We start from the raw sequence: 25,565 nt of genomic DNA, 5'->3' as shown, positions 1-25,565 counted from the left end.
TTCAAACTATTAATTATCGGTCACCACCAACAGTCCGTTGGCAACTGCTCTTTCGACACCGCCATTATCATAAGGCCAATTGCGGATAGCAAAACGGTTCTCTTCAAATCCCGCCTTCGAGCGGATAATGAACGTAGACGAACCACCGCCATCCAGATTGATAGCATCCTTCGCTCCCAACGCTTTCATGACAGCTCCCATTTCAGCATACCTCATGCCATTGGAGTACCAAAAGTTACGTCCGTCGGCAACCAAAATATAAACGACATTATTGTCCGTCACGCCGATAGCCGTCCGGGGTTCCAGTGCTGTCAATGTCTGAGGAAGCACATTCCCGTTCGTCATCAAACGCACGCGACCGCCCACCGCTTCCTGAATCTCATCCTTATAAGTATCATATTCGTCATACGAGCCAATCACCGCCTTCTTACCCTTCGTGACGGCAAAGAAAGTACATACATTATCGGTCATCGTATTCTTCAAGCATACCCCGTTCCGGTAGTAAATGCCTTGCGGTGTTCCGTCCGTAGCAAAGAAATCACCATTCACGGCAGCCAGAACACGGCTGCCCTGTTTGTCGTGTGCCAATGCCTGCAACGTCATTTGTTGTTTCGTCTTGAGCTTGCCTTCGTCTTTGGGAGACGAAGCCTTCATCGTCAGATGCGTGTCTTTCAAATCGACTTCCAGGACAAACATCTTTACCGCCATACCTGTGGCAGAAAGGATTTCCATCTCCAAAGCCTTTACACCCGGAGCCAACGTGTAAGTAGTGTCCGAGAAATATTGTCCGACGTATCCGTCACTTCCGACAATTATCTTCTGTCCCAACTCCGTTTTCGCGCCCTCGGTGGAATAGACGGTCAGGTCTTCATCATTATTGCATCCCGTCCATAGCAGACACCCTAAAAGAAGAAGAGCGGAATCATATATCAGTTTTTTCATCATTTTGTCTCTTTAATAAGTATAAATACAATCATTATCAATATCCGGGATTCGGCTCCAGGTTCGGATTCGAAATCATTTCCTTGCCCGGTATAGGCAATACCAACTGGTAATCTTTCAGTCCAAGCATTGTCTTTGCCTTATTCGTACGTATGAGGTCATAATATCTGAAACCTTCGGCGAGCAGTTCCTTCCGGCGTTCGTCCAGGATATATTCTATAAATTCGTCTTCATCCTTCGGATTTACGGCATCCAGCCCGCGTTCTTTCCGCAAGTCGTTCAGCCGTCCCAGACCTTTGGAGAGTCCTTGCGCTTCCGCACTTATCAGGTACATTTCAGCCAGACGGCTCATCACTACCGGGTCGGTACCGGTTTGTCCGCTCGGATATTTATTGATACAAGGTTCGGCACCTACATTGATAATGGAAACTTCTTTCCGTTTATCCTTGTCGTCATACATATTCATCACGTCGTTCGTGGGACGATACACATAGCTGCCGTGATTGGGATGAGCATATGTATAGAATAAGGTGGAAATGGTGATATTCGATTCTTCCGCCAGACATTGGAAGGAAAAGATAACTTCCGTGTTGGTCTTTCCACGGAATATCTTGTCGAAGCTATCCAGTTTGTATTTTCCATCCTTTATCAGACCTTCCGCCAGTGCAGCCGCTTCCGTCTTTTTGCCACGTTCGAGCATCACACGGGCTTTCAGTGCAAGGGCGGCATCGCGGGATACATAGTAACAACTGGAAGAAGTCCCCAAGAAAGCAAGGGCTGTTTCGAGTTCTTCCTCAATAAATGCCCACACTGCTTCTTCCGAATCACGGAAAGGCTTGTCCATCGTATTCACTCTTTGGATAGGCACACCACCCCAGCGTGTCACCAGTGAATGATAGATATATGCCCTGAAATAATGCGCTTCTCCGATAATCAGATTCCGCAGGTCGGATTCGGGAAGGTCTTCTACAATGGAGATAACATTATTTACTTGATATAAAGCATTGTAATAGCCGTTCCAACTGTTGGCTACGATCGAATTCAGTGAGGAAAGTACAGAGTTTATCAAGTCCCTTGCATTCCCTGTACTTTGAGTCAAGTCTCCGCCCAATATATCGAATGTAATATATGACTCACGCGCCGGAGAGTTCTGTACCTTATTGTACATTCCCATGCGTAAAGCCGATAAGTCTTTGGGCGTCACACTTCCCGGCGATACGGCGGAGTGGGATTCGATATCAAGCATGCCACTGCATGAAGCCAGCAACAGGCATCCCAGAAATATAGTAATAATCTTTTTCATCATTGTGAGCGTTTATGATTAGAAACTAAGGTTTATTCCGAAATTGACCGAACGGGAAGGCGGCACTCCATACAAATCGACGCCAAAGTACTGCGGGTCCATGTTCTTACTCACTTCAGGGTCCCAGCCGGAGTATTTGGAGAACAGCAACAGGTTGTCCCCTTGCACATAGAGACGCAGACCTTTCAAACAAATCTTTTGTAACATTACTTGCGGGAATGTATAACTGAATGTAAGAGAACGCAAGCGAATGAAAGAGCCGTCTTCAAGGAAACGGGTGGAGTTCTTGCTGTTATGCCCACACAGCGTATTGACCGCACGCGGATATTTATCAGAACTTCCCGGAGCCGTCCAACGATTCTTGGCGACATCTTCCGTAATGGCCATGCGGTATCCGGGACGGGTAGCGGTCACCGCCCATTCGGCATACACATCATTTCCGTACATATACGTAAAGAACACATCCAGTTGGAAACCTTTGTATTTGAAAGTATTGTTCCATCCACCGAAGAAATCGGGATTGGAAGAACCGGTCAGTACACGGTCGTTATCATTGATAATGCCATTATTATCCGCGTCATGATATTTCACGTCACCGGCACGTACACCCAGGTCGTACAATGGTTGCGGCACTTCACCGTCATATTGGTAGAGCCCGTCCATCTGGAACAGGTAGAAAGCTCCCAGTTCCTCACCTACTTTCAAGGCGCGGTTAGAACCTATCGGAAGCAAGTCGTCTCCCAGCAGTTTAGTCAATTTGTTTTTGTTGTGGGAGATGTTGAAAGAGGAAGTCCAGTTGACTTTCCCTATATTCAAATGGCCGTTGATGGAGAATTCCACACCGTAGTTCCGCATGGAACCGATGTTGCTGGTGATACTGGTGAAACCACTTGTTCCATGCAAGGGCATTGAATAAAGCAGGTTGTTCGTATTCTTCAGATAAATATCGGCTATCATATTCAGTTTGCCGTTCCAAAAGCCCAGGTCGAAGCCGAAGTCATACTGGTCGGCAGTTTCCCATGTCAGTTTGTTGTTTCCCATGCTGGTGACAGCCATACCGCTATTATTGCCGTAGTTAATGCCGCCGGACATTAACGGTTGCCAGGCATAATTGCCGATTCCATCCTGATTTCCGGTCTTACCATAACTCAGGCGGAACTTCAAGTCTGTCTGAGGGAATTTCCAGAAAGATTCTTTCGAAACATTCCAACCTAAAGAGACAGAGGGGAAATATCCGTAGCGGTCGGAAGGGGCAAAACGGGATGAACCGTCCGAACGCATAGTCACATTCAGAATGTAACGGTCTAAATAAGACAGGTTGATACGTCCGAAGTAGGACTCCATGGCAAACTCGGAGATGCCGCCCGAAGCATTATAAATTTCGGAAGCCGTGCCGACCGTATCGAATACCGGAGACGGAAAACCGCGTCCGTCGATAGAAGATGTACGGGTGGACATCTTCTGGAAAGAATGTCCTAGCATCAAACCCGCTTCAAAATCACCGAACTTATCATTATAGTTGAATACATTCTCTATCAATAAGTTCTTCACCAGGCGGTTGTACTCCACAATACGTCCGCCGCCTGCTCCATAAGGATGATTCTCATTGTAGTACACATAGTCATACGTATATCCGATGTCGGTGCTGACAGAGTTTTTCAGACTGAACTTCTTGTATTTTAAGTCTGCATTGAACGTTCCTAAATAACGGTAGGTATCAATATAGGATACTTCTTCATTCAGAATCTGAAGTGGATTATGACGTGCCAACTCGTCGGTTCCACCTAAATAATAGTCACCGTTCGGTTTGTACGGACGGTCGAAAGGACGTTGTTCAACGGCACGGGCTACGATGGTAGAACCGATATTGGCTCCCGGAACACGGTTGTTTTTCAGATAATTACCGCTGACATTGGCGCCGACTTCCAACCAGGAAGTCATTTCGTGGCTAATCTTGGCTTTCAGATTGATTTTGGTTATGTCATTGGTCTTGATTATACCTTCCTGATAATTGTAGTTGGCTCCCACATAGAATTTTGTTTTCTTGCTTCCGCCGGAGAAGGAGAGGTCTACATTGTAAGAATGTCCCACTTGAGTAATCAAATCCAGCCAATCCGTATCGGGTAATCCCTGGAATGGGTTGGAGATAGGCACTACATACCCTGCAGAACCTACGGTATAGCCATTCTGACGGTTATAACGTTCGACTCCGTCGTTATAAGTTTCCACATACAAGTCAGAATCCGCATATTTAATGCGTCCTTTATTGGCGAATTTGGAGATTCCCGTACTGACATTCAAACGAATATCCGAACGGCCTTCCTTACCGGATTTGGTTGTAATCACCACCACGCCATTCGTTGCCCGCGAACCGTAGATAGCTGCCGAAGCGGCATCTTTCAATACTTCAATAGATTCGATGTCCGTCAGATTCAATACTGCCATCGAGCTCAAATCTTCCCCCATATTGAATAAGGAAGCGTTACTGTTAAGGATGGGAATTCCGTCCACCACGTACAGAGGTTCGTTACTGGCACTCAAAGAAGCCGCACCGCGGATACTCATTCGTTCGGAACTTCCCAAATTGCCGGAGCCGGTCGATACCGTAACACCCGCCACTCGTCCTTGTAGTAATTCGCTCGGAGTCAACACCGGACGCATATTCGATTCGCTGGGCTTAAAAGAACTGATTGCATTAGTCACCAACGCCTTACGTTGTGTGCCGTATCCTACAACCACCACTTCATTAAGTGCTTTTGAATCTTCGCCCAAGGTCACATTGATAGTCTGCTGTGCTTTCACCGGATATTCCATACTCTTATATCCGAGGAATGAAAAGACCAAGGTTGCATTATCGGGAACTTCAAGGCTATACTTGCCATTTATATCAGTGATTGTACCGATGGTAGTGCCCTTAACCGACACATTGCATCCTACGATGGCTTCGCCCGAATATTCCTTCACCAGACCGGTTATTCTTTTCTTGTGTTGCACAGGACTTAGCGCTTCAGCTTGTTTTTTCGTAAGGATGATGTGTTTCCCTTCCATTGTATAGGAGAACTCCGTACCCTTCAGTGCATCCAGCAGCAGACTTGCCACTGTCCCATTCTGAGTGAAAATAGATACTTTCCGTTTCAGACTAACCTCACGTTCATTGTAAATAAACAAATAGTCTGTTTGCTTTTCAATCTGCCTGATGATTTCAGCCAATGTTGCGGTTCCTTTATTCATCGAAACTTTCTGATTTTGCGAATAGCCGTTCAGGGCATATGTCTCAAGAATAATGAATAACAGGAAAAAGACAGTTAACCTCATAATTCTTAAAATTTGAGTACAGTGTGTTTTTCTATGGACAATACGCCCACACCAAAGATTATTTTTCATATCTTTGCCTAGAGTTATTAAGTTAATACATAAAGATTTGTAACAGATGTCGAGTCTTTTTTATTGACTTCTCACATATCGGTAAGTGTTGCAGCATTTACCGATATTTCTGTTTTGAAAGGGCTGGTTCTCTTGCTCTCATTCCGGGTGTTTCTTTTTTAGATTAAATACTAGGGTTGATTTAATAGATAATTATCTGATTTTTCTCATCGTCCTGTATATAGTTGAATTTGACGTACTTCTGCAATACCTTCATCACGTGCTCGATTCCTTCTTTCTGACGGAACTTACCGGTACACGGGCGGGAAGCGATTTCCTCGTTCTTATTAATAATCTTCACTTCATAATATTGCTCCAATTTCCTGAAGACAGTTTCCAGCGGTTCATCCTTGAAAGAATAGATACCCATTCTCCACAAGAAATCATTGTCCGATGAGAAAGTCTCCTTATAGAGTTTGCCATCTTTAACTTCTACCTTTTCATGAGGTTTCAAGGTCATTTCATGTTGTGTATCGGGCTGATACACGGTAACTTTACCTTCAATCAAAGATGTCTCGAATAAACCGGAGTTTGGGTAGGCAGAGACATTGAAGGTGGTTCCCAATACTCTGATATCGTATTTCTCCGTTTCTACAATGAAAGGATGCTTCTCGTTATGTGCCACTTCGAAATATCCCTCTCCTTCCAGAATCACTTTCCTCTCTTTGGAATGAAATCCGGTTGCCGGATATTTCAAGGTAGAGTTGGAGTTCAGCCAAACAATTGTTCCGTCAGCCAAGACCAGACTAGCCCTTTGTCCTGCCGGGACGGTCATAATTTGCATTTCGGCAGAATGTTCTATCCGGTATTCCTGATATTCCTTATGGATAATAAAAGCAACCATGGCAACGACCGCCGCTATCTTTATAGACGCCCAAAGGTAACGCATCACAGGTTTCTTGTTCTCTGTTTTTTCTGCCTGTAAGTTTCCATTCCATATAGTGGCATTGTAAACACGGTGCAACTGCATCAACTGTTCCCGATTTTCTTCGCTCTCCTTCATCCAGCGTATCACTTCCTTTTTTTCTTCGGGAAGTGCGTCACCTGCAATATATTTATTCAATAGTTTCGCGTCCATACCTTTTCTTAGGTTTATATATAAACTCTTTGTGGGCTTACATATATAAGACACGCCACTTGCAAAGTTCACTAGTGGAAAAAATAAAAAAAGTGCGTTATTAACCGTTTATTTGTTCCCCGGTACCGGAAGGTGTGTTCCTCGGTGCCGAAGGAGTGCTTCACCGGTGGATAACTTTATTAGAAAAATAATAAGGTATAAAGATAATCTTTCAGGTTCTTTCTCAATTGTTGCAGCGCTTTACTGATATGATAATCGGCTCCTTTCACTGTGACATTCAGCGCTTCGGCAATCTCCTTCACCGATTTGTTCTCATACCGGCTCATCATAAATGCTTTTCTTGTCTTTTCCGGTAATCCGTTCAAAGTACGGTTCACAATATCGGTTATTTCTTCAGAGAAAAGTCGGTTCGGGTCGGAAGAGTCCAAAGAAGCGATGCGAAAATCAAGTTCGTAGAGTTCATCAGCCAATATACTTTCACGGGCTTCCATTCGCAGATGTTCATTTCGCATATGATTCAATGCCTGGTTCTTTACTACGGTCATCAGGAAAGCATGGATATTTTTCACATCTTCGGTTTTCATCGTAGTCCATAAAGTTATCATGGCTTCGGAAGCTATATCTTTGGATAACATTTCGTCATGAAGATAAGACTTAGCAAATAAGAAGCAGCGTTGATAATACTCCATATAGATATTATCAAATGTCATTCCAGTGTTTATAGTATCATCCAGTCTTCCCATTTTTGTGGATTTCTCTCCTAGTTTTTATATTGGTTGGTGAAGCAAAGATAACCAAAAGAAGTTAGCTGCCAAAAAGCAGTATAGAAAAGTAAAACCATAAAGAAAAAAAAGTCCGGATGCCACTACATTTCTATTGCAAAAAAGTCCTCATCCATACTTCACTGAAATATTTTCGTAATATCTGCCTTTCACTTCCGCTTTTTTTCGTACTTTTACCCCTTGTTGGGAAGAAGTTCCTTTCCAACCCTTGAGAACAGAAAAAGAAAAAACAATATATAAAATGAATCACAAATGGAATTATCGACCCATTACACCCGAACAGGCAGAGACAAGCCAGACATTGGCCCAGGAATTAGGGATTAGCCCGATTCTTGGACAACTTTTGGTACAGCGGGGAATTACGAAGGCAGCAGATGCCAAGAAGTTTTTCCGCCCGCAGTTGCCCGACCTGCACGATCCGTTCCTGATGAAGGATATGGATATTGCAGTAGAACGTCTGAACAGGGCGATGGGAAAGAAAGAACGTATTCTAATTTATGGAGATTATGACGTAGACGGTACTACTGCCGTGGCATTGGTCTACAAGTTTATTCAACAGTTCTATTCGAACCTTGATTATTACATACCCGACCGCTACAACGAAGGGTATGGCATTTCTAAAAAAGGAGTGGACTACGCCGCTGAAACCGGTGTGGGACTGATTATTGTACTCGATTGCGGAATAAAAGCAGTAGAGGAAATCACGTATGCCAAAGAAAAAGGGATTGACTTTATCATCTGCGACCATCACGTACCGGATGATATTCTCCCGCCTGCCGTAGCTATATTGAACGCCAAACGCCTGGACAACACGTACCCGTACACCCACCTTTCCGGTTGTGGAGTCGGTTTCAAGTTTATGCAGGCGTTCGCCATTAGTAACGGTATCGAATTCCATCATCTGATTCCGTTGCTCGACATCGTAGCCGTGAGTATCGCATCGGACATCGTTCCGATTATGGGTGAAAACCGTATTCTCGCCTACCACGGTCTGAAACAACTGAACAGTAACCCGAGTATCGGCATGAAGGCCATTATCGATGTATGCGGACTTTCTGAAAAAGAAATTACTGTCAGCGATATTGTGTTTAAAATCGGACCGCGCATCAATGCATCGGGACGTATTCAGAATGGGAAAGAAGCTGTAGACTTGCTAACGGAAAAAGATTTCTCGGCGGCACTTGAGAAAGCCGGACAAATCAACCAGTACAACGAAACCCGGAAAGACCTCGACAAGAGTATGACGGAGGAAGCAAACAACATCGTTGCCAATCTGGAAGGATTAGCCGACCGCCGCTCTATTGTGCTCTACAACGAAGAATGGCACAAAGGAGTGATCGGTATCGTAGCTTCCCGTCTGACGGAAGTGTATTACCGCCCTGCCGTGGTACTGACACGAACGGATGACATGGCGACAGGCTCCGCACGTTCTGTTTCCGGCTTCGATGTATATAAAGCAATCGAGCATTGCCGCGACCTGCTGGAAAACTTCGGAGGACATACATACGCCGCCGGACTATCAATGAAAGTGGAGAATGTGGATGCTTTTACCAAACGGTTCGAAGACTACGTTTCACGGCATATCCTACCGGAACAAACCAGTGCCGTCATCGAGATTGATGCTGAAATCGACTTCAGGGATATTTCGTCCAAGTTCTTCAACGACCTGAAGAAATTTAATCCTTTCGGCCCCGACAACACGAAACCCATTTTCTGCACTCATCACGTCTATGATTATGGAACGAGTAAAGTAGTGGGACGCGACCAGGAACATATCAAGCTCGAACTGGTTGATAATAAATCGAATAATGTAATGAACGGTATCGCGTTCGGACAGAGTTCGCACGTGCGCTATATCAAAACAAAACGTTCGTTCGACATCTGTTACACCATTGAAGAAAACACGCATAAGCGTGGCGAAGTTCAACTTCAAATCGAGGATATAAAGCCGATTGAATAAGTATCAGGAGATATTAAAACAATATTGGGGATATGACTCCTTCCGCGACTTGCAGGAGGAGATCATCACCAGTATCGGCGAAGGCAAAGATACACTGGGGCTCATGCCTACCGGAGGCGGTAAGTCCATCACCTTTCAAGTGCCTGCTCTCGCCCAGGAAGGGATTTGCATTGTCATTACTCCACTCATCGCCCTGATGAAAGACCAGGTGCAGAACCTCCGCAAACGCGGTATCAAAGCTCTTGCCGTATATTCCGGCATGACGCGGCAGGAAATTCTCACTGCACTTGAAAACTGCATCTTCGGTGATTACAAATTCCTCTATATTTCTCCGGAACGTCTGGACACGGACATATTCCGCACCAAACTGCGGTCAATGAAAGTCTCTATGATTACGGTTGACGAAAGTCACTGTATCTCACAATGGGGATATGACTTCCGCCCCGCTTACCTGAAAATTGCCGAGATACGGGCGCTGTTACCGGGAATTCCGGTACTGGCACTGACCGCTACCGCCACTCCGGAAGTGGTGAAAGATATTCAAGCCCGCTTGGATTTCCGTGAAGAGAATGTTTTCCGCATGAGTTTCGAGCGGAAAAACTTGGCGTATATGGTACGGCAAACAGATAACAAGACTCAAGAACTGTTGCATATCTTACGAAAGGTACCGGGCAGCGCCATTATCTATGTCCGCAACAGACGACGGACCAAAGAAATCACCGAATTACTGGTAAATGAAGATATCACCGCCGACTTTTATCACGCCGGACTGGATAATGCCGTAAAGGACCTCCGTCAAAAACGTTGGCAAAGCGGAGAAGTTCGCGTGATGGTAGCTACCAATGCCTTTGGCATGGGGATCGATAAGCCCGATGTGCGTATCGTATTACATCTTGACCTCCCCGATTCTCTCGAGGCCTACTTCCAGGAAGCCGGACGTGCAGGAAGAGACGGTGAAAAAGCGTATGCCGTAATCTTATATACTAAAACGGACAGAACAACGTTACACAGGCGTGTAGTGGATACTTTTCCCGATAAAGAATATATCCTCAATGTGTACGAGCATCTGCAATATTACTATCAGATGGCAATGGGCGACGGTTTCCAATGTGTACGTGAATTTAACCTGGAAGAGTTTTGCCGGAAGTTCAAATACTTCCCGGTTCCGGTAGACAGTGCGCTGAAGATACTGACTCAAGCCGGTTATCTGGAATATACGGACGAACAGGACAACGCCTCACGCATCCTTTTTACGATTCGCCGGGACGAACTGTACAAACTGCGGGAAATGGGAACGGAAGCGGAAGCTCTGATACAGATGATTCTCCGTTCGTACACCGGAGTGTTTACCGATTATGCCTATATCAGCGAAGCCACCCTGTCCGTACGTACCGGACTGACCCGTGAACAGATTTATAACATATTGGTCACGCTTACCAAACGTCGCATCGTGGATTATATTCCGCACAAAAAGACTCCTTATATTATATATACGCGCGAACGGCAGGAACTTCGTTTTGTGCACATCCCCCCTGCTGTCTACGAAGAGCGTAAAGCTCGGTATGAAGCTCGCATCAAGGCGATGGAAGAATATGTCATTTCGGAGAATGTGTGCCGAAGCCGGATGCTGCTCCGCTACTTCGGAGAGAAAAACGAGCATAACTGCGGACAATGTGATGTTTGCCTTAGTCACCGTGCAACAGATACGCTGACCGGGAAGTCTCTTGAAGAGCTGAAAAAGAAAATAACAGAATTACTTGCCCAAAAACCGCATACGCCGGCAGAAATAGCCGAGAAAATAGAAGCGGAGAAAGAGAGAGTCAGTGAAGTCATCCAGTATTTATTGGAGGAAGGTGAATGGAAGATGCAGGATGGAATGATACATATTTCAAAATAAGTTACTACCTTTGCAAGGTAACTCAAAAATAACACAGTCATGCCGAACTTTTTTAAATCTTTCTTCTCCGGTAAGTCGGAAACTCCGGAAAGTGAAAAACAGAAAAACGATCAGAAAAATTTCGAGATTTTCAAATACGACGGTTTACGTGCGCAACGCATGGGACGTCCGGATTATGCAGTAAAATGTTTTACAGAAGCTCTTGCCATCCAGAAAGAGTTTGAAACAATGGGTTATCTTAGCCAACTCTACATTCAAATGGGAGAAACGGCAAAAGCCCGCGAACTGTTGGAAAAAATGGCTGCCATGGAACCTCATCTCACGAGTACTTTCCTGACACTGGCAAATGTATGCTTCATCCAGGAAGATTATCAGGCCATGGAAGAGGCTGCCAATAAAGCAATTGCCATTGAGGAAGGAAATGCCGTAGCTCATTATCTGCTAGGAAAAGCCCGTAAGGGACAAAACGACGACCTAATGACCATTGCCCATCTCACCAAAGCGATCACTTTGAAAGACGATTTCATCGAAGCCCGCCTGCTACGTGCAGAAGCTTTGCTGAACCTGAAACAGTATAAAGAAATGATGGAGGATATAGACGCTGTACTTGCTCAAAATCCGGAGGAAGAAACTGCCATGCTCCTGCGTGGAAAAGTGAAAGAATCCAACGGTCAGGGCGAAGAAGCGGAAGAGGATTACAAACTGGTGACGGAAATAAACCCGTTCAACGAACAGGCTTACCTTTACTTAGGACAACTTTATATCAATCAGAAGAAGCTGACGGAAGCCATCGGACTGTTTGATGAAGCCATCGAACTGAATCCGAACTTTGCAGAGGCCTACAAAGAACGCGGACGTGCTAAATTACTGAATGGTGATAAGGATGGTTCTGTAGAGGACATGAAGAAATCTTTGGAACTGAATCCGAAGGAGGAAGCTGGTCTGAATGGAGAATTCAAAAACTTGGGACCGAAACCGGAGGCACTGCCGGGAATCTTTTAAAATAAGACCGAAAGCCTATCATTATATAGTGTAGGAACTATCAGAAACGACGGATTGATATCAGCTTGATAAGCTGAAAGCCTTCCATTATATAGCGTAAAAACTATCAGGACGGATTGACATCAACATTGATAAGGCTGAAAGCCTTCCATTATATAGCGTAGAAACCATCAGGACGGATTGACATCAACATTGATAAGGCTGAAAGCCTTCCATTATATAGCGTAGAAACCATCAGGACGGATTGACATCAACATTGATAAGGCTGAAAGCCTTCCATTATATAGCGTAGAAACCATCAGGACGGATTGACATCAACATTGATAAGGCTGAAAGCCTTCCATTATATAGCGTAGAAACCATCAGGACGGATTGACATCAACATTGATAAGGCTGAAAGCCTTCCATTATATAGCGTAGGGCATCGCCCTACGTATTTATAAAACCCAAATACAAGCCCTGAAAGGGCGGAACATGAACTAACTATATGCCACAATCCCTATCAAAGAACTATATTCATCTGACTTTCAGCACTAAATACAGAAAGGACAGTATAAACGAGGATAAATTATCAGAAATATCCAAATACATCTCCGGCATTCTGAAAAACATAGACTGCCCACCTATCATAGTAGGCGGATTTACCAATCATATACATATCCTATGTATTCTCAACAAAAACATCGCATTATCCAAAATGGTAGAAGAAGTAAAACGTAGTTCGTCAAAATGGATAAAAAGTTTAGGACCCTCATATCATGATTTCTCCTGGCAAGAAGGATATGGAGCTTTCTCAGTCAGTCAATCAAAAGTTGAGACTGTAACTCGATATATTCTGGGACAAAAAGAGCATCACAAAAAAATGACCTTCCAAGATGAACTGAAAATGTTTCTAAAAGAATATCAGGTTGAATATAATGAAGAGTTTATATAGAATCATACCATGAAAGACGTAAACGTCCAAGCAGTTCCGCCCTTTCAGGGCTTATGTTAGGTGTATGCTTTTACGTAGGGCGATGCCCTACGCTATATAATAGAAGGCTTTCAGCCTTAATGAAAGAAAAGGCTACACGCAAACCAGAGAAAGACGACATGTAAAGCTCAAAACAGAATGACCTTTTCATTTGTTTTTGATGAAAAAACAAAAAAAATATCGTTTTTTGTTTGCATCTAACAGAAAATTATTACTTTTGCCCCAGAATTAGAAACCAAAGCAAAAAACAAAGATTCGAATGAAATCATTTACTTATGCATATTACTTCTTTTTTTACTTTTACTTTAGCAACAAAGTAGAGCGGGAGTTTGTATGTATCAAGTGACAGTGATGCTTAAGGACTGAATAGAGAAATCAATCATATGAATCCCGCTCCAATATGGACGCGGGATTTTTTTTATATAATACATTAGAACAATGAAAAAGATAGCAATTCAAGGAACACTCGGCTCATATCATGATATCGCCGCACACAAGTACTTCGAGGGAGAAGAAATAGAGTTAATCTGTTGTGCCAACTTCGAAGACGTGTTTACTTCGATACGAAAAGACAGCCAGGTTATCGGAATGCTAGCCATCGAGAATACGATTGCAGGAAGCTTGCTGCACAACAATGAGTTGCTGCGACAAAGCGGCACACAGATCATTGGTGAATACAAACTGCGTATCTCGCACAGCTTCGTCTGTCTCCCTGATGAGAGTTGGGAAGATCTGACTGAAGTCAACTCCCACCCTATCGCCCTGATGCAGTGTCGCGAATTTCTGAACCAACATCCACAGTTGAAAGTAGTGGAAGGTGAAGATACCGCCCGTAGCGCGGAAATCATCAAGAATGAAAACCTGAAAGGCCATGCCGCTATCTGCTCCAAAGCAGCAGCCGAACGTTATGGCATGAAAATCCTTCAGGAAGGCATTGAAACAAACAAACACAACTTCACCCGTTTTCTGGTAGTTGCCGATCCCTGGCAAGTGGACGAACTCCGCCAACATCATGTCAACGCAACCAACAAGGCAAGTATGGTATTCACTCTTCCGCACACGGAAGGCAGTCTGTCGCAGGTTTTGTCTATTCTATCGTTCTATAATATCAATCTGACAAAAATCCAATCGTTGCCAATCATCGGACGGGAATGGGAATACCAATTTTATGTAGATGTGGCTTTCAACGATTATCTAAGATACAAGCAATCTATTGCCGCAATCACTCCATTAACCAAAGAACTTAAATTATTAGGCGAATATGCAGAAGGAAAGTCAAACGTATAAAATCGCTCCTGCCGACAGATTGGCAAGTGTTAGCGAATACTACTTCTCAAAGAAACTTAAAGAGGTAGCACAGATGAATGCTGAAGGAAAAGATGTCATCAGCCTCGGTATCGGAAGCCCCGATATGCCTCCTTCAAGGGAAACCATCGAAACATTGTGCAACAATGCTCATGATCCTAACGGACACGGTTATCAACCGTATGTAGGTATCCCCGAACTGCGCAAAGGTTTCGCCAATTGGTATCAACGCTGGTACGGAGTGGAACTGAATCCGAATACGGAGATACAGCCTTTAATCGGCTCTAAAGAAGGAATTCTCCATGTTACGCTGGCATTCGTCAATCCGGGTGAGCAGGTGCTAGTCCCGAATCCGGGATACCCTACCTATACTTCTTTGAGTAAAATACTCGGAGCGGAAGTTATCAACTACGACCTGAAAGAAGAGGATGGCTGGATGCCTGACTTCGAGGCACTGGAAAAAATGGATCTTAGCCGTGTAAAACTGATGTGGACCAATTATCCCAACATGCCGACGGGAGCCAATGCAACTCCGGAAATCTATGAACGTCTCGTTGACTTTGCCCGTCGTAAGAATATCGTAATTGTGAATGATAATCCGTACAGCTTTATCCTGAACGATAAGCCTATCAGTATCCTAAGTGTACCGGGAGCCAAAGACTGTTGCATCGAGTTTAACTCTATGAGCAAGAGCCACAATATGCCCGGCTGGCGTATCGGCATGCTGGCGTCAAACGCGGAATTCGTGCAATGGATACTGAAAGTGAAAAGTAATATCGACAGTGGTATGTTCCGTGCTATGCAACTGGCTGCAGCAACTGCTCTTGAAGCCGAAGCGGACTGGTATGAAGGCAATAACGAGAATTACCGCAACCGTCGTCACCTCGCCGGTGAGATTATGAAAACATTGGGATGCACCTACGACGAAAAACAAGTAGGAATGTTCCTTTGGGGAAAGATTCCCGCTTCCTGCAAAGATGTAGAGGAACTGACAGAAAAGGTGCTGCATGAAGCAAGAGTGTTTATCACTCCGGGATTTATCTTCGGCAGTAACGGAGCAAGGTATATCCGTATCTCACTTTGTTGCAAGGACAATAAGCTGGCAGAAGCTCTGGAAAGAATTAAAAGAATCTAACCTCTCCCAAAGAGAGAACGACAGTAGAATGAGACAGAACAATTTCAATGAAAACAAGTTATTAAAAGAATAAAAACAAATAAGAATATGGAACTCGAATCAATTTTATTACCGGGCGTTGAAGCTAAAAGACCGATTGTCATTGCCGGCCCGTGTAGCGCAGAAACGGAAGAACAAGTAATGGATACAGCCAAACAACTGGCTGCTAAAGGACAAAAAATATATCGTGCCGGAATCTGGAAGCCGCGTACCAAACCGGGAGGTTTCGAAGGTATCGGTGTAGAAGGTCTTGCCTGGTTGAAAGAGGTGAAGAAAGAAACTGGAATGTATGTTTCTACGGAGGTAGCAACAGCCAAACACGTTTACGAATGTCTGAAAGCGGGAATCGATATTCTTTGGGTAGGTGCACGCACCACTGCCAATCCTTTCGCCGTACAGGAAATCGCTGACGCACTGAAAGGGGTTGATATCCCTGTATTGGTTAAGAACCCGGTGAACCCGGATCTCGAATTATGGATCGGAGCACTGGAACGTATCAACAACGCTGGTTTGAAGCGTCTGGGTGCTATCCACCGAGGTTTCAGCAGTTATGACAAAAAGATCTATCGAAATCTTCCCCAATGGCATATTCCTATCGAACTACGCCGCCGTATCCCTAATCTTCCGATTTTCTGTGATCCGAGCCATATCGGTGGAAAACGTGAGTTGGTAGCACCGCTTTGCCAACAGGCTATGGACTTGAATTTCGACGGTCTGATTGTAGAAAGCCACTGCAACCCGGATTGCGCATGGAGCGATGCTTCTCAACAAGTTACTCCGGACGTACTCGACTATATCCTCAATCTGTTGGTAATCCGTACGGAAACACAGTCTACCGAAAGTCTGGCACAGCTCCGTAAACAGATTGACGAATGTGACGACAATATCATTCAGGAATTAGCAAAAAGAATGCGTGTGGCACGTGAAATCGGTACTTACAAAAAAGAGCACGGAATCACAGTCCTTCAAGCCGGACGTTACAATGAGATTCTGGAAAAACGTGGCGCGCAGGGCGAACAATGCGGTATGGACAGCGAGTTTATGAAGAAGATTTTCGAGGCCATCCACGAAGAATCAGTTCGTCAACAGATGGAAATTATTAATAAGTAGTTAGAGTAGTCAAGTAGTATCTACTACTTACTACTTGACTACTAAATAATAAACATTATGAGAATATTAATCCTTGGAGCTGGTAAAATGGGCTCCTTCTTTACTGATATTTTGAGCTTTCAACACGAGACGGCCGTGTTCGACGTCAACCCGCACCAGTTGCGTTTCGTCTATAACACGTATCGTTTCACTACATTGGAGGAGATTAAGGAATTTGAACCGGAACTGGTTATTAATGCTGTTACAGTGAAGTACACGTTGGATGCCTTTCGCAAAATACTGCCTGTATTACCGAAAGACTGTATCATTAGTGACATTGCCTCTGTAAAAACAGGATTGAAGAAGTTCTATGAAGAAAGTGGTTTCCGCTACGTTTCCAGTCACCCTATGTTTGGCCCGACTTTCGCAAGTCTTAGCAATCTAAGCAGCGAAAATGCCATCATCATCAGTGAAGGCGACCACCTGGGAAAAATATTCTTCAAAGACCTCTACCAGACATTACGGTTGAACATCTTCGAATATACATTTGATGAGCACGACGAAACAGTAGCCTACTCGCTTTCTATTCCGTTCGTATCGACGTTCGTATTTGCTGCCGTAATGAAACATCAGGAAGCCCCGGGAACTACGTTCAAAAAGCACATGGCAATCGCCAAAGGGCTGCTAAGCGAAGATGATTACCTGCTTCAGGAAATACTGTTCAACCCACGCACTCCGGGACAAGTGACTAATATCCGGACAGAGTTGAAAAACCTTCTCGAAATCATCGAAAACAAGGATGCGGAAGGTATGAAAAAGTATCTGACGAAGATCCGGGAAAAGATTAAATAATCAATACCGGTGCCAAGATTTAACGATCCCCTGCAAAAAAGTTCTTTGCAGGGGATTTTTTTATGTGTACCTTTGTATCCGCAAAAACGGATTCACAGGAGAAAGAATGATAGATCAAATTACCATAGACCGGATATTGGACGCGGCACAAATTATGGATGTCGTTTCGGATTTTGTCACCCTGCGCAAACGTGGTGTCAATTATGTCGGTTTATGTCCGTTCCACAGTGATAAAACCCCTTCTTTTTATGTCTCTCCTGCTAAAGGATTATGCAAATGTTTTGCTTGTGGAAAAGGTGGAAATGCCGTGCATTTCATTATGGAACACGAGCAGATGTCTTATCCGGAAGCATTGAAGTACCTTGCCAAGAAATATAATATTGAAATCAAGGAGCGGGAATTAAGCGATGAAGAGAAGTTTGTGCAAAGCGAACGCGAAAGTCTGTTTATCGTTAATAACTTTGCACGCGACTATTTCCAGAATATACTAAAAAATCATGTAGACGGGCGTAGCATCGGTATGGCCTATTTCCGCAACCGTGGCTTTCGCGACGACATCATTGAGAAATTCCAATTAGGTTACTGCACTGAAGCCCACGATGCATTCGCCAAAGAAGCAATCCAAAAAGGATATAAGAAAGAGTACTTGGTAAAAACAGGACTTTGCTACGAAACGGACGACCACCGGTTACGGGATCGTTTTTGGGGACGTGTTATTTTCCCTGTACATACGCTTTCCGGCAAAGTGGTGGCTTTTGGCGGACGTGTACTTGCCAGTGCAACGAAAGGGGTTAAAGTCAAATACGTCAATTCGCCCGAATCGGAAATTTACCACAAAAGTAACGAGTTATACGGTATATATTTTGCCAAACAGGCTATTGTAAAACAAGACCGTTGCTTTTTGGTTGAAGGCTACACGGACGTAATCTCCATGCATCAATCCGGCATAGAGAATGTGGTTGCTTCCTCGGGAACAGCCCTTACACCGGGACAAATCCGTATGATTCACCGGTTTACCAACAACATGACTGTGCTTTACGACGGCGACGCAGCAGGTATCAAGGCTTCTATCCGGGGAATTGACATGTTATTGGAGGAAGGTATGAATATCAAAGTCTGTCTTCTTCCCGATGGGGACGACCCGGACTCTTTTGCCCGCAAGCACAACTCAACGGAATTTCAGACTTTTATCTCGGAACATGAAACGGACTTTATCCGCTTCAAAACGAACTTGCTACTGGAGGATGCAGGAAAAGATCCCATCAAGCGTGCGGAACTGATTGGTAATCTGGTGCAAAGTATTTCTGTCATCCCTGAAGCAATTGTCAGAGACGTCTATATCAAAGAATGCGCACAGCTACTTCATGTAGAAGATAAGCTGCTAGTATCAGAAGTTGCCAAAAGGCGAGAAACTCAAGCAGAGAAGCGAGCTGAACAAACGGAACGGGAACGCCGGATGGCTGAAAGAACGGCTATGATGTCACAGGGCAGCACATCTCCTGAAGATGTTCCAATACCTAATGGAGATATTCCGTTACCTCCTGAAGTGGATGGCGGATATACAGATGTTCCTCCTGCTCTGCAGGAAGACAGTTATGCCTCCTTTATTCCACAGGAAGGAAAGGAAGGGCAGGAATTCTACAAATTCGAGCGACTGATATTACAGGCGGTAGTTCGTTATGGAGAGAAAATCATGTGTAACCTGACCGATGAAGAAGGAAACGAAATTCCGGTAACCGTCATAGAGTATGTGGTTAATGATTTGAAAGAGGACGAGTTAGCCTTCCATAATCCGCTGCACCGCCAAATGTTATCGGAAGCTGCTGCACACATGCACGATTCCAACTTCATTGCCGAACGTTATTTCCTGGCACATCCTGATCCGGTAATCAGTAAATTGAGTGTAGACTTGATTAATGTGCGTTATCAGCTTAGTAAGTATCACTCCAAGTCCCAAAAGATTGTGACGGATGAAGAGCGGCTCTATGAAATGGTTCCGATGTTAATGATTAACTTCAAGTATGCAATCGTAACAGAGGAATTGAAGCACATGCTTTATGCCCTCCAAGATCCTGCTCTTGCCCATGATAATGAGAAATGCGACTCACTTATGCAACGCTATAATGAGTTGAGAACCGTACAAAGCATCATGGCAAAGCGGTTGGGAGATCGCGTCGTTTTACGATAAACTTATTTGTTTAGTGAGCAGAAAATAGATTATACTCTTCCGTGTTGAATCAGATTCATAAACTCTTCACGAGTCTTTGCCTGATTGAAAGCTCCGGTAAAGTCAGAAGTAGTAGTAATAGAGTTTTGTTTTTCTACACCACGCATCTGCATACACATGTGTTTGGCTTCCACCACCACCATTACTCCCAGTGGATTCAGCGTTTCCTGAATGCACTCTTTGATTTGCAGTGTCATGCGTTCCTGCACTTGCAGACGATGAGAGAATATATCGACTACACGGGCAATCTTACTCAACCCTGTGATATAGCCATTAGGAATATAAGCCACGTGCGCCTTTCCGTAGAACGGCAACATGTGATGTTCACAAAGAGAGAAGAAATCGATATCTTTCACAATCACCATCTGGCTATATTCTTCCTGGAATTTAGCGGAGCGAAGCACTTCGTGAGGGTCCATGTGATACCCTTTCGTCAAGCTTAACATCGCCTTAGCCACCCGTTCCGGAGTTTTCAATAACCCTTCCCTTTCGGCATCTTCACCCAACAAAGTTATAATACTACGATAATGACTCTTTAACTCCTCCAGATTCGGAGAAACAATTTCTTCTTTTTCTAACATGATACAATTATAAAGGAATATTGATCTGGTCTCTTACAATAGAAACCTCTTTAAACACACCGGTAGCTTTCAACCGACGCATCATTGCGTCCGCTTCTTCAATGCTACGGAAATCACCTACACGACAAAGCCAACGAGGCGGATTGAACGAAGTATATACCGTCAATTCAGGAAAATACTCTTTCACACGCGATGCTACATGATAAGCATCATTCTTCGCCTGACGAGTATTGTTACCGGCATACGCCTGGATTCTGAATCCGGAAGTCTTTATTACTTTCTGTTCACCTGTTGCAGGACGTTCCATACCTATCAGAGCCTCGATGCGGGGATCTTGATGGATAGTCACCTTTCCTTGCCCCGGAATGTTACGTTCCAGACTCTTGATAATACTTTGCGCTTGCGCAAAAGTAGCTGTCAAAACAAACAATAGGGTAAGTAAAACTTTCATTATTAAACAGTTGATTGTTGATAAATGATAAATGACAGTTAGAGAATGACAGTCGGAAAATGATAGTTGAAAAGATAAACGATAGTCGATAGCAGGCTATAGTACATAGCAACTATCAACTATCATTTATCAACTATCATTTATCAACCATCATTTAATTGAAGGCATCAATGATACCTTTGAAATCAGATACTTTCAAAGCAGCACCACCAATCAAACCACCATCAACGTCCGGGTTAGCGAACAGTTCTTTAGCGTTAGAAGGTTTGCAACTACCACCGTAAAGGATAGAAGTATTGTCTGCGATTTCTTTACCATACTTGTTAGCTACGATAGAACGGATGAAAGCATGGATTTCCTGTGCTTGTTCAGGAGAAGCAGTTTTACCTGTACCGATAGCCCAAACCGGTTCGTAAGCCAATACAATCTTAGAGAAGTCTTCAGCAGACAGAGAGAATACAGATTCCATCTGTGCAGCTACCACTTCGTTCTGCTTGTTAGCTTCGCGTTCTTCCAACACTTCACCGATACAGAAAATCGGAGTCAGACCGTTAGCCAAAGCCAATTTTACTTTTTCTTCCAGGATAGCAACTGTTTCACCGTAGTATGCACGACGTTCAGAGTGTCCCAGAATTACATATTTTGCACCTGTAGAAGCAACCATTTCAGCTGAAACTTCACCTGTATATGCACCTGAAGCTTTGTCTGCACAGTTTTCAGCACCTACACCGATCTTTGCAGCGTCTACCAACGGAGTAACAGAAGCCAGGTGGATAAACGGAGTACAGATGATTACATCACAGTTAGGCTTTTCGTTAGCCAATGCTTCGTTCAATTCTTTAGCCAAAGCGATACCCTCTTGAAGGGTTTTGTTCATTTTCCAGTTTCCTGCAACAATGTTCTTTCTCATTTTGTTTTTTATTTTAAAGGGTTAATAAATTTACGATTTCACGATTGACAATTGAACGATCGGAATTAGCGTTCGTTACAGAGGCCGCTCGTTATCATTTATTTTTTTTATTCTTGTTCTTCTATTTTCGGATTCTCCGTTTTTAATTCTTTGCTTTTCATCTCTTCCTCTTGTTGCTTCCGCTTCGCGTTTTTCCGTTCTCTGCGGCGAACGACCAAAACATCCACCCCAAGCACTAACAACAATGGAATAACAAACCATAAGAATACATATCCTACCGTATGAGTGTCACTGCTCACCTTCTGCTTTCCTAACGGCAGATTTTCCAGTTTGTCCGTCAGCACATATTCATCCGGTATATCCTCATCGCTCCATTTATTCAAAATTGTTCCGTTCTTAATCAGTATCAATCCCGGATTGGAACGAACCATCGTCTTTAATGTAATATCATCCATCTGACAGAAAGGATATTCGGCTCCCGTCTTGTCCTTCCACAATTCGATCTGTTCTTCCGGTGAAGAAGTGAGGCAATAAAACTTATAGCCATGCTCCACCGAATAGTCATATATCTCATTAATCAAATCAATGTTACTATCATCCGCCTCTTCAATCCGATGGGCAACCAACAGGAAGGTGTATCCTATATCCGTCAATACATCGTCTGTTATATCCTCGCCCGTATTCAGATCAATCATAGAGAAATCGTGAATAGCCGGTTCATATCCTTTTTCCTTCAGGATTGTCCGTGTGTCGACAAATGTCCAGGTACTATCCGGATAGTTATCCAACGTAAATTCTTTCTTCTCTCCGTTCTTTTCCAAGATAAAGATGCTTTCATATACACTCGGTTTCGCTCCTTCGGGCATTGTCATTCCTTCCAGAATATTCTTTCCGATCTTGTAAGGACGAAAGTCTAAAACAGGCAGACGGTCCAGACAATAGAACGACAAAGTAAATACAAAGAACAACGTATAGAGAGAAACCAGCCACTCCATTTTCACACTGATAAAACGAACCAGCATCCTTCTGTGACGGAAAGCCATCATTGCTGCAAACAGCAGAACTATATTCTTACCGAATGTCTCCCAGTTCGTCAACACCCAGGCATCTCCAAAACAGCCACAGTCCGAAACCGGATCAAAGATGGCAAGATACAAGGTCAGTGGTGTCATGAAAATCATCAGCATCAAAGCCAACGAAGTAGCCAATGTTCTTCTGGTAGCAAAAAATAAGGAGATACCGATAAAAAACTCAACGGCTGACAAGATGATGCCTCCCAATAAAGGGAAGAATGAAGGGAACCAGGAAGCCATTCCGAATGCGGTCAGATAATCCTGGATCTTATACTGGAACCCCAGTGGATCAACTGCCTTTACAAATCCGGAAAAGATGAACGATGCCGCCAAAAGAAAGCGACACGTATTCGCCACTACCTCCTGAATGATATGTAAGTTCTTATCCTTCAAATTCTATCTTAATCAGTCCGAAAACAGAGTAATTAATCATATCCATATAATTGGCATCAATTCCCTCTGACACCAATGTGTTGCCGGCCAGGCTCTCAATCTGCTTGGTACGGTAAATCTTCATCAAGATCAAGTCTGTGTAAGAGCTGACACGCATGCTCCGCCAGGCTTCATCATAATCATGGTTTTTGGCAAGCATCAGGTCTAATGCCTCTTTTGCATACTTATCGTATAAAGCCATCGCTTCTTCATTGCTGATGTCGGCAGACTCGGCATAACCCAGTTCCAACTGGATGAGCCCGACAATGCCATAATTGACAATCGCAATAAATTCAGCACGGATTCCCTCATCAATCAAGGTCACTCCTTTGGTTTCAATACTACGAATCCGATTGGCTTTAATAAAAATCTGGTCAGTCACCGAAGCCGGACGCAGGATACGCCATGCAGGCCCGTAATCGTGCAGCTTCTTGGAAAATAAGTCACGGCACAAAGCGATGACATGTTCAAATTGTTGCTTGGTATCTTTCATCTTCTTCCAAATAGTGCGCAAAGGTAACAATAATTAAGTAAAAACAGAAAGAGGGCACTCTAAATTATATTAAAGTGCCCTCTCCTAAAGATATTGTATTACTGTTTTATAAGCTATATTTTTTATGAACAACGCAAAACCTGTCCGATACGCAAAGTAGTGGTCGGTTTGATACGGTTCAGTTTGCAAAGCGTGCTGACTGATACGCCACGCAATTTAGCAATGCGGGACAATGTATCGCCACTCTTCACCTTATGATAACGGATAGTACCGTCAGCCACTTGGGTATCATGAGAGCCTGCACGTTTCACACCTTTTGTTTTGCGGAACGTATAAGTATCGGCAACGATATCCTGTTTTGGAAAGTCAAACATATAAATCGGATTAATTGCAATTCCCAGGAAGCGGGTTTCGAAATGAAGATGCGAACCTGTAGAACGTCCGGTGTTACCACCCAACCCGATCGGTTCACCAGCTTTTACCAACTGATTTTCTTCAACCAACTGCTTAGACAAGTGTCCATATATAGTTTCCAATCCATTATCGTGACGAATGACTACATATTTACCGTACCCTCTGCGTTCATATTTCACAATACGTACCTTACCATCAAAAGCAGAAACAATCGTATCACCGATATTAACTTTTAAATCAAGGCCATTATGCATTCTTCTCCAACGCGGGCCAAAAGGCGAAGTTATTTTTGTACTCGGAGTCGGCATACGAAAACCCGTCAGGTCAATTGTATATGTTTCCGGAATAATCGCATTTCCATAAGAATGCGCATATTGATTATTCCAATTCGGATAAAGACTTAAAGCGGGATATTCGGATTGTTCGGCACGGATTTGCTTCTGCAATGCCAAAGAATCTACTGATTTTAATTTTTTGTCTATCGGTGCCTGGCGGGCAATCAGGTCTTGTGAGAAAGAGCTCAAGCTGACCATAGCCGCAACAGCGACCAATCCTGTTTTAATAATGCAATTGAAATTCATTCCTTTTTTATCAATTCTATTTAATATTCGTCATTTGCATACAGGTAGTTAAATGTCGCCTGCTTGTAATCGAATATTTCTTCCGGTTTAAAAAATCTCTTTAATTCAATAGCCGCAGTCTCCGGAGAATCAGAAGCATGAACTATATTTTCCTGAAAGCTCATGCTGTAATCCCCACGAATGGTACCCGGGGCAGCCAGACGTCCATTAGTTGGTCCCGCCAACGTACGGACTGTTTGAATAGCATCCACACCTTCGAAACAACAAACAATGACAGGAGCTGTCATCATCGAATCTTTCACACGCTGAAAGAAGGATTTGCCGCTAAGGTGGGCATAATGTTCGCTCAACAATTCATCAGTCAGTTGCATCATCTTCATGCCAGCCAACCGTAATCCTTTACGCTCAAAGCGATGAGTAATCTCACCAACCAATCCCCGTTGAAGGGTACACGGTTTTAAAATGACCAGCGTTTTTTCAAGCATAATACTCGACTTTGCAAATGGTTAAACAATACATTTACTAAAAAAATTCTTCCAAAGATAGTGTTTTCCTACGAAATGGCAAGGAAGTTATTAACTATTTTTCAGAAGCTTAGAACGAAAAGGAAGAGGAATCAGGTC

Annotated in this window: 21 protein-coding genes; 9 read left to right on the top strand and 12 right to left on the bottom strand. The window is 43.7% G+C overall.

Annotation, left to right across the window (positions count from 1 at the left end; translation table 11 throughout):
* Nucleotides 1–9: 9 nt before the first annotated feature.
* The 5 genes from BSAG_RS10310 to BSAG_RS10330 form a co-directional block, all read right to left on the bottom strand.
* The gene (locus BSAG_RS10310) at nt 10–942 is read right to left on the bottom strand and encodes a phosphodiester glycosidase family protein (protein ID WP_008997574.1); all 933 of its coding nucleotides are present in this window, start codon (nt 940–942) and stop codon (nt 10–12) included.
* 37 nt (nt 943–979) lie between these two features.
* Nucleotides 980–2,248, bottom strand: a complete 1,269-nt coding sequence (locus BSAG_RS10315) for a RagB/SusD family nutrient uptake outer membrane protein (protein ID WP_004314613.1) — start codon at nt 2,246–2,248, stop codon at nt 980–982.
* A gap of 15 nt (nt 2,249–2,263) precedes the next feature.
* Nucleotides 2,264–5,476, bottom strand: coding sequence for a TonB-dependent receptor (locus BSAG_RS10320; protein WP_004314614.1), 3,213 nt, complete (start codon nt 5,474–5,476; stop codon nt 2,264–2,266).
* A 334-nt stretch (nt 5,477–5,810) separates the two neighbouring features.
* Complete coding sequence (locus BSAG_RS10325; RefSeq protein WP_004314615.1) at nt 5,811–6,746, bottom strand: FecR family protein; 936 nt, start codon at nt 6,744–6,746, stop codon at nt 5,811–5,813.
* 179 nt (nt 6,747–6,925) lie between these two features.
* Nucleotides 6,926–7,456 (bottom strand): RNA polymerase sigma-70 factor, encoded by a 531-nt coding sequence (locus BSAG_RS10330; protein ID WP_008016003.1) that lies wholly within the window; start codon nt 7,454–7,456, stop codon nt 6,926–6,928.
* A gap of 313 nt (nt 7,457–7,769) precedes the next feature.
* Here BSAG_RS10330 and recJ point away from each other — a divergent pair, with 313 nt between their 5' ends.
* The 9 genes from recJ (at nt 7,770) to dnaG (ending at nt 19,968) form a co-directional block, all read left to right on the top strand.
* Nucleotides 7,770–9,488, top strand: a complete 1,719-nt coding sequence (gene recJ, locus BSAG_RS10335; protein ID WP_008016000.1) for a single-stranded-DNA-specific exonuclease RecJ — start codon at nt 7,770–7,772, stop codon at nt 9,486–9,488.
* Nucleotides 9,481–11,385: an ATP-dependent DNA helicase RecQ gene (locus BSAG_RS10340; protein WP_004314618.1), complete on the top strand. Its 1,905-nt coding sequence runs from the start codon at nt 9,481–9,483 to the stop codon at nt 11,383–11,385. The genes recJ and BSAG_RS10340 overlap by 8 nt, the downstream gene beginning before the upstream one ends.
* A 39-nt stretch (nt 11,386–11,424) precedes the next feature.
* The gene (locus tag BSAG_RS10345) at nt 11,425–12,387 is read left to right on the top strand and encodes a tetratricopeptide repeat protein (RefSeq protein WP_004314619.1); all 963 of its coding nucleotides are present in this window, start codon (nt 11,425–11,427) and stop codon (nt 12,385–12,387) included.
* 487 nt (nt 12,388–12,874) lie between these two features.
* Nucleotides 12,875–13,321: a transposase gene (locus BSAG_RS10350; RefSeq protein WP_004307855.1), complete on the top strand. Its 447-nt coding sequence runs from the start codon at nt 12,875–12,877 to the stop codon at nt 13,319–13,321.
* A 477-nt stretch (nt 13,322–13,798) separates the two neighbouring features.
* The gene (locus BSAG_RS10355) at nt 13,799–14,647 is read left to right on the top strand and encodes a prephenate dehydratase (RefSeq protein WP_004315471.1); all 849 of its coding nucleotides are present in this window, start codon (nt 13,799–13,801) and stop codon (nt 14,645–14,647) included.
* A complete protein-coding gene (locus BSAG_RS10360; RefSeq protein ID WP_004307853.1) occupies nt 14,622–15,800 on the top strand; it encodes a pyridoxal phosphate-dependent aminotransferase in 1,179 nt (392 codons plus the stop codon). Before BSAG_RS10355 ends, BSAG_RS10360 begins: the two co-directional genes overlap by 26 nt.
* Nucleotides 15,801–15,887: 87 nt before the next feature.
* Entirely contained in the window at nt 15,888–16,949 is a 1,062-nt protein-coding gene (locus BSAG_RS10365; RefSeq protein WP_004297264.1) for a bifunctional 3-deoxy-7-phosphoheptulonate synthase/chorismate mutase type II, read from the top strand.
* Between the two features lie 57 nt (nt 16,950–17,006).
* On the top strand, nt 17,007–17,780 hold the full coding sequence (locus BSAG_RS10370) for a prephenate dehydrogenase (protein ID WP_004297263.1): 774 nt from the start codon (nt 17,007–17,009) through the stop codon (nt 17,778–17,780).
* Between the two features lie 106 nt (nt 17,781–17,886).
* A complete protein-coding gene (gene dnaG / locus BSAG_RS10375; protein ID WP_004315469.1) occupies nt 17,887–19,968 on the top strand; it encodes a DNA primase in 2,082 nt (693 codons plus the stop codon).
* Between the two features lie 29 nt (nt 19,969–19,997).
* Here the strand turns inward: dnaG and folE are convergent, their stop codons facing one another.
* The 7 genes from folE to ndk form a co-directional block, all read right to left on the bottom strand.
* Nucleotides 19,998–20,588 (bottom strand): GTP cyclohydrolase I FolE, encoded by a 591-nt coding sequence (gene folE, locus BSAG_RS10380; protein ID WP_004297261.1) that lies wholly within the window; start codon nt 20,586–20,588, stop codon nt 19,998–20,000.
* Between the two features lie 7 nt (nt 20,589–20,595).
* Nucleotides 20,596–21,039, bottom strand: coding sequence for an SPOR domain-containing protein (locus BSAG_RS10385; RefSeq protein WP_004297260.1), 444 nt, complete (start codon nt 21,037–21,039; stop codon nt 20,596–20,598).
* Nucleotides 21,040–21,193: 154 nt separating this feature from the next.
* On the bottom strand, nt 21,194–21,949 hold the full coding sequence (tpiA, locus tag BSAG_RS10390) for a triose-phosphate isomerase (RefSeq protein WP_004297259.1): 756 nt from the start codon (nt 21,947–21,949) through the stop codon (nt 21,194–21,196).
* 107 nt (nt 21,950–22,056) lie between these two features.
* Entirely contained in the window at nt 22,057–23,415 is a 1,359-nt protein-coding gene (locus BSAG_RS10395; RefSeq protein ID WP_004315468.1) for a BT_3928 family protein, read from the bottom strand.
* Nucleotides 23,405–23,947, bottom strand: a complete 543-nt coding sequence (locus BSAG_RS10400; RefSeq protein WP_004297257.1) for a DUF1599 domain-containing protein — start codon at nt 23,945–23,947, stop codon at nt 23,405–23,407. The genes BSAG_RS10395 and BSAG_RS10400 overlap by 11 nt, the downstream gene beginning before the upstream one ends.
* Nucleotides 23,948–24,069: 122 nt before the next feature.
* Complete coding sequence (locus BSAG_RS10405; RefSeq protein ID WP_004297256.1) at nt 24,070–24,942, bottom strand: peptidoglycan DD-metalloendopeptidase family protein; 873 nt, start codon at nt 24,940–24,942, stop codon at nt 24,070–24,072.
* A 20-nt stretch (nt 24,943–24,962) separates the two neighbouring features.
* Complete coding sequence (ndk, locus tag BSAG_RS10410) at nt 24,963–25,427, bottom strand: nucleoside-diphosphate kinase (RefSeq protein ID WP_004305483.1); 465 nt, start codon at nt 25,425–25,427, stop codon at nt 24,963–24,965.
* Nucleotides 25,428–25,565 lie beyond the last annotated feature (138 nt).

The organism is Bacteroides sp. D1 (assembly GCF_000157095.2).
GTDB classification, from domain to species: Bacteria; Bacteroidota; Bacteroidia; order Bacteroidales; family Bacteroidaceae; genus Bacteroides; species Bacteroides xylanisolvens.
The sequence above is the reverse complement of the archived record's forward strand: the minus strand, read 5'-3'. Positions and strand labels throughout refer to the sequence as shown.

What these genes read in the sequence shown, in the direction of transcription:
- BSAG_RS10310 (WP_008997574.1), bottom strand. Translation starts at nt 942, where the DNA reads ATGAAAAAACTGATATATGATTCCGCTCTTCTTCTTTTAGGGTGTCTG.
- BSAG_RS10315 (WP_004314613.1), bottom strand. Translation starts at nt 2,248, where the DNA reads ATGATGAAAAAGATTATTACTATATTTCTGGGATGCCTGTTGCTGGCT.
- BSAG_RS10320 (WP_004314614.1), bottom strand. Translation starts at nt 5,476, where the DNA reads ATGAATAAAGGAACCGCAACATTGGCTGAAATCATCAGGCAGATTGAA.
- BSAG_RS10325 (WP_004314615.1), bottom strand. Translation starts at nt 6,746, where the DNA reads ATGGACGCGAAACTATTGAATAAATATATTGCAGGTGACGCACTTCCC.
- BSAG_RS10330 (WP_008016003.1), bottom strand. Translation starts at nt 7,456, where the DNA reads ATGACATTTGATAATATCTATATGGAGTATTATCAACGCTGCTTCTTA.
- recJ (WP_008016000.1), top strand. Translation starts at nt 7,770, where the DNA reads ATGAATCACAAATGGAATTATCGACCCATTACACCCGAACAGGCAGAG.
- BSAG_RS10345 (WP_004314619.1), top strand. Translation starts at nt 11,425, where the DNA reads ATGCCGAACTTTTTTAAATCTTTCTTCTCCGGTAAGTCGGAAACTCCG.
- BSAG_RS10350 (WP_004307855.1), top strand. Translation starts at nt 12,875, where the DNA reads ATGCCACAATCCCTATCAAAGAACTATATTCATCTGACTTTCAGCACT.
- BSAG_RS10355 (WP_004315471.1), top strand. Translation starts at nt 13,799, where the DNA reads ATGAAAAAGATAGCAATTCAAGGAACACTCGGCTCATATCATGATATC.
- BSAG_RS10360 (WP_004307853.1), top strand. Translation starts at nt 14,622, where the DNA reads ATGCAGAAGGAAAGTCAAACGTATAAAATCGCTCCTGCCGACAGATTG.
- BSAG_RS10365 (WP_004297264.1), top strand. Translation starts at nt 15,888, where the DNA reads ATGGAACTCGAATCAATTTTATTACCGGGCGTTGAAGCTAAAAGACCG.
- BSAG_RS10370 (WP_004297263.1), top strand. Translation starts at nt 17,007, where the DNA reads ATGAGAATATTAATCCTTGGAGCTGGTAAAATGGGCTCCTTCTTTACT.
- dnaG (WP_004315469.1), top strand. Translation starts at nt 17,887, where the DNA reads ATGATAGATCAAATTACCATAGACCGGATATTGGACGCGGCACAAATT.
- folE (WP_004297261.1), bottom strand. Translation starts at nt 20,588, where the DNA reads ATGTTAGAAAAAGAAGAAATTGTTTCTCCGAATCTGGAGGAGTTAAAG.
- BSAG_RS10385 (WP_004297260.1), bottom strand. Translation starts at nt 21,039, where the DNA reads ATGAAAGTTTTACTTACCCTATTGTTTGTTTTGACAGCTACTTTTGCG.
- tpiA (WP_004297259.1), bottom strand. Translation starts at nt 21,949, where the DNA reads ATGAGAAAGAACATTGTTGCAGGAAACTGGAAAATGAACAAAACCCTT.
- BSAG_RS10400 (WP_004297257.1), bottom strand. Translation starts at nt 23,947, where the DNA reads ATGAAAGATACCAAGCAACAATTTGAACATGTCATCGCTTTGTGCCGT.
- BSAG_RS10405 (WP_004297256.1), bottom strand. Translation starts at nt 24,942, where the DNA reads ATGAATTTCAATTGCATTATTAAAACAGGATTGGTCGCTGTTGCGGCT.
- ndk (WP_004305483.1), bottom strand. Translation starts at nt 25,427, where the DNA reads ATGCTTGAAAAAACGCTGGTCATTTTAAAACCGTGTACCCTTCAACGG.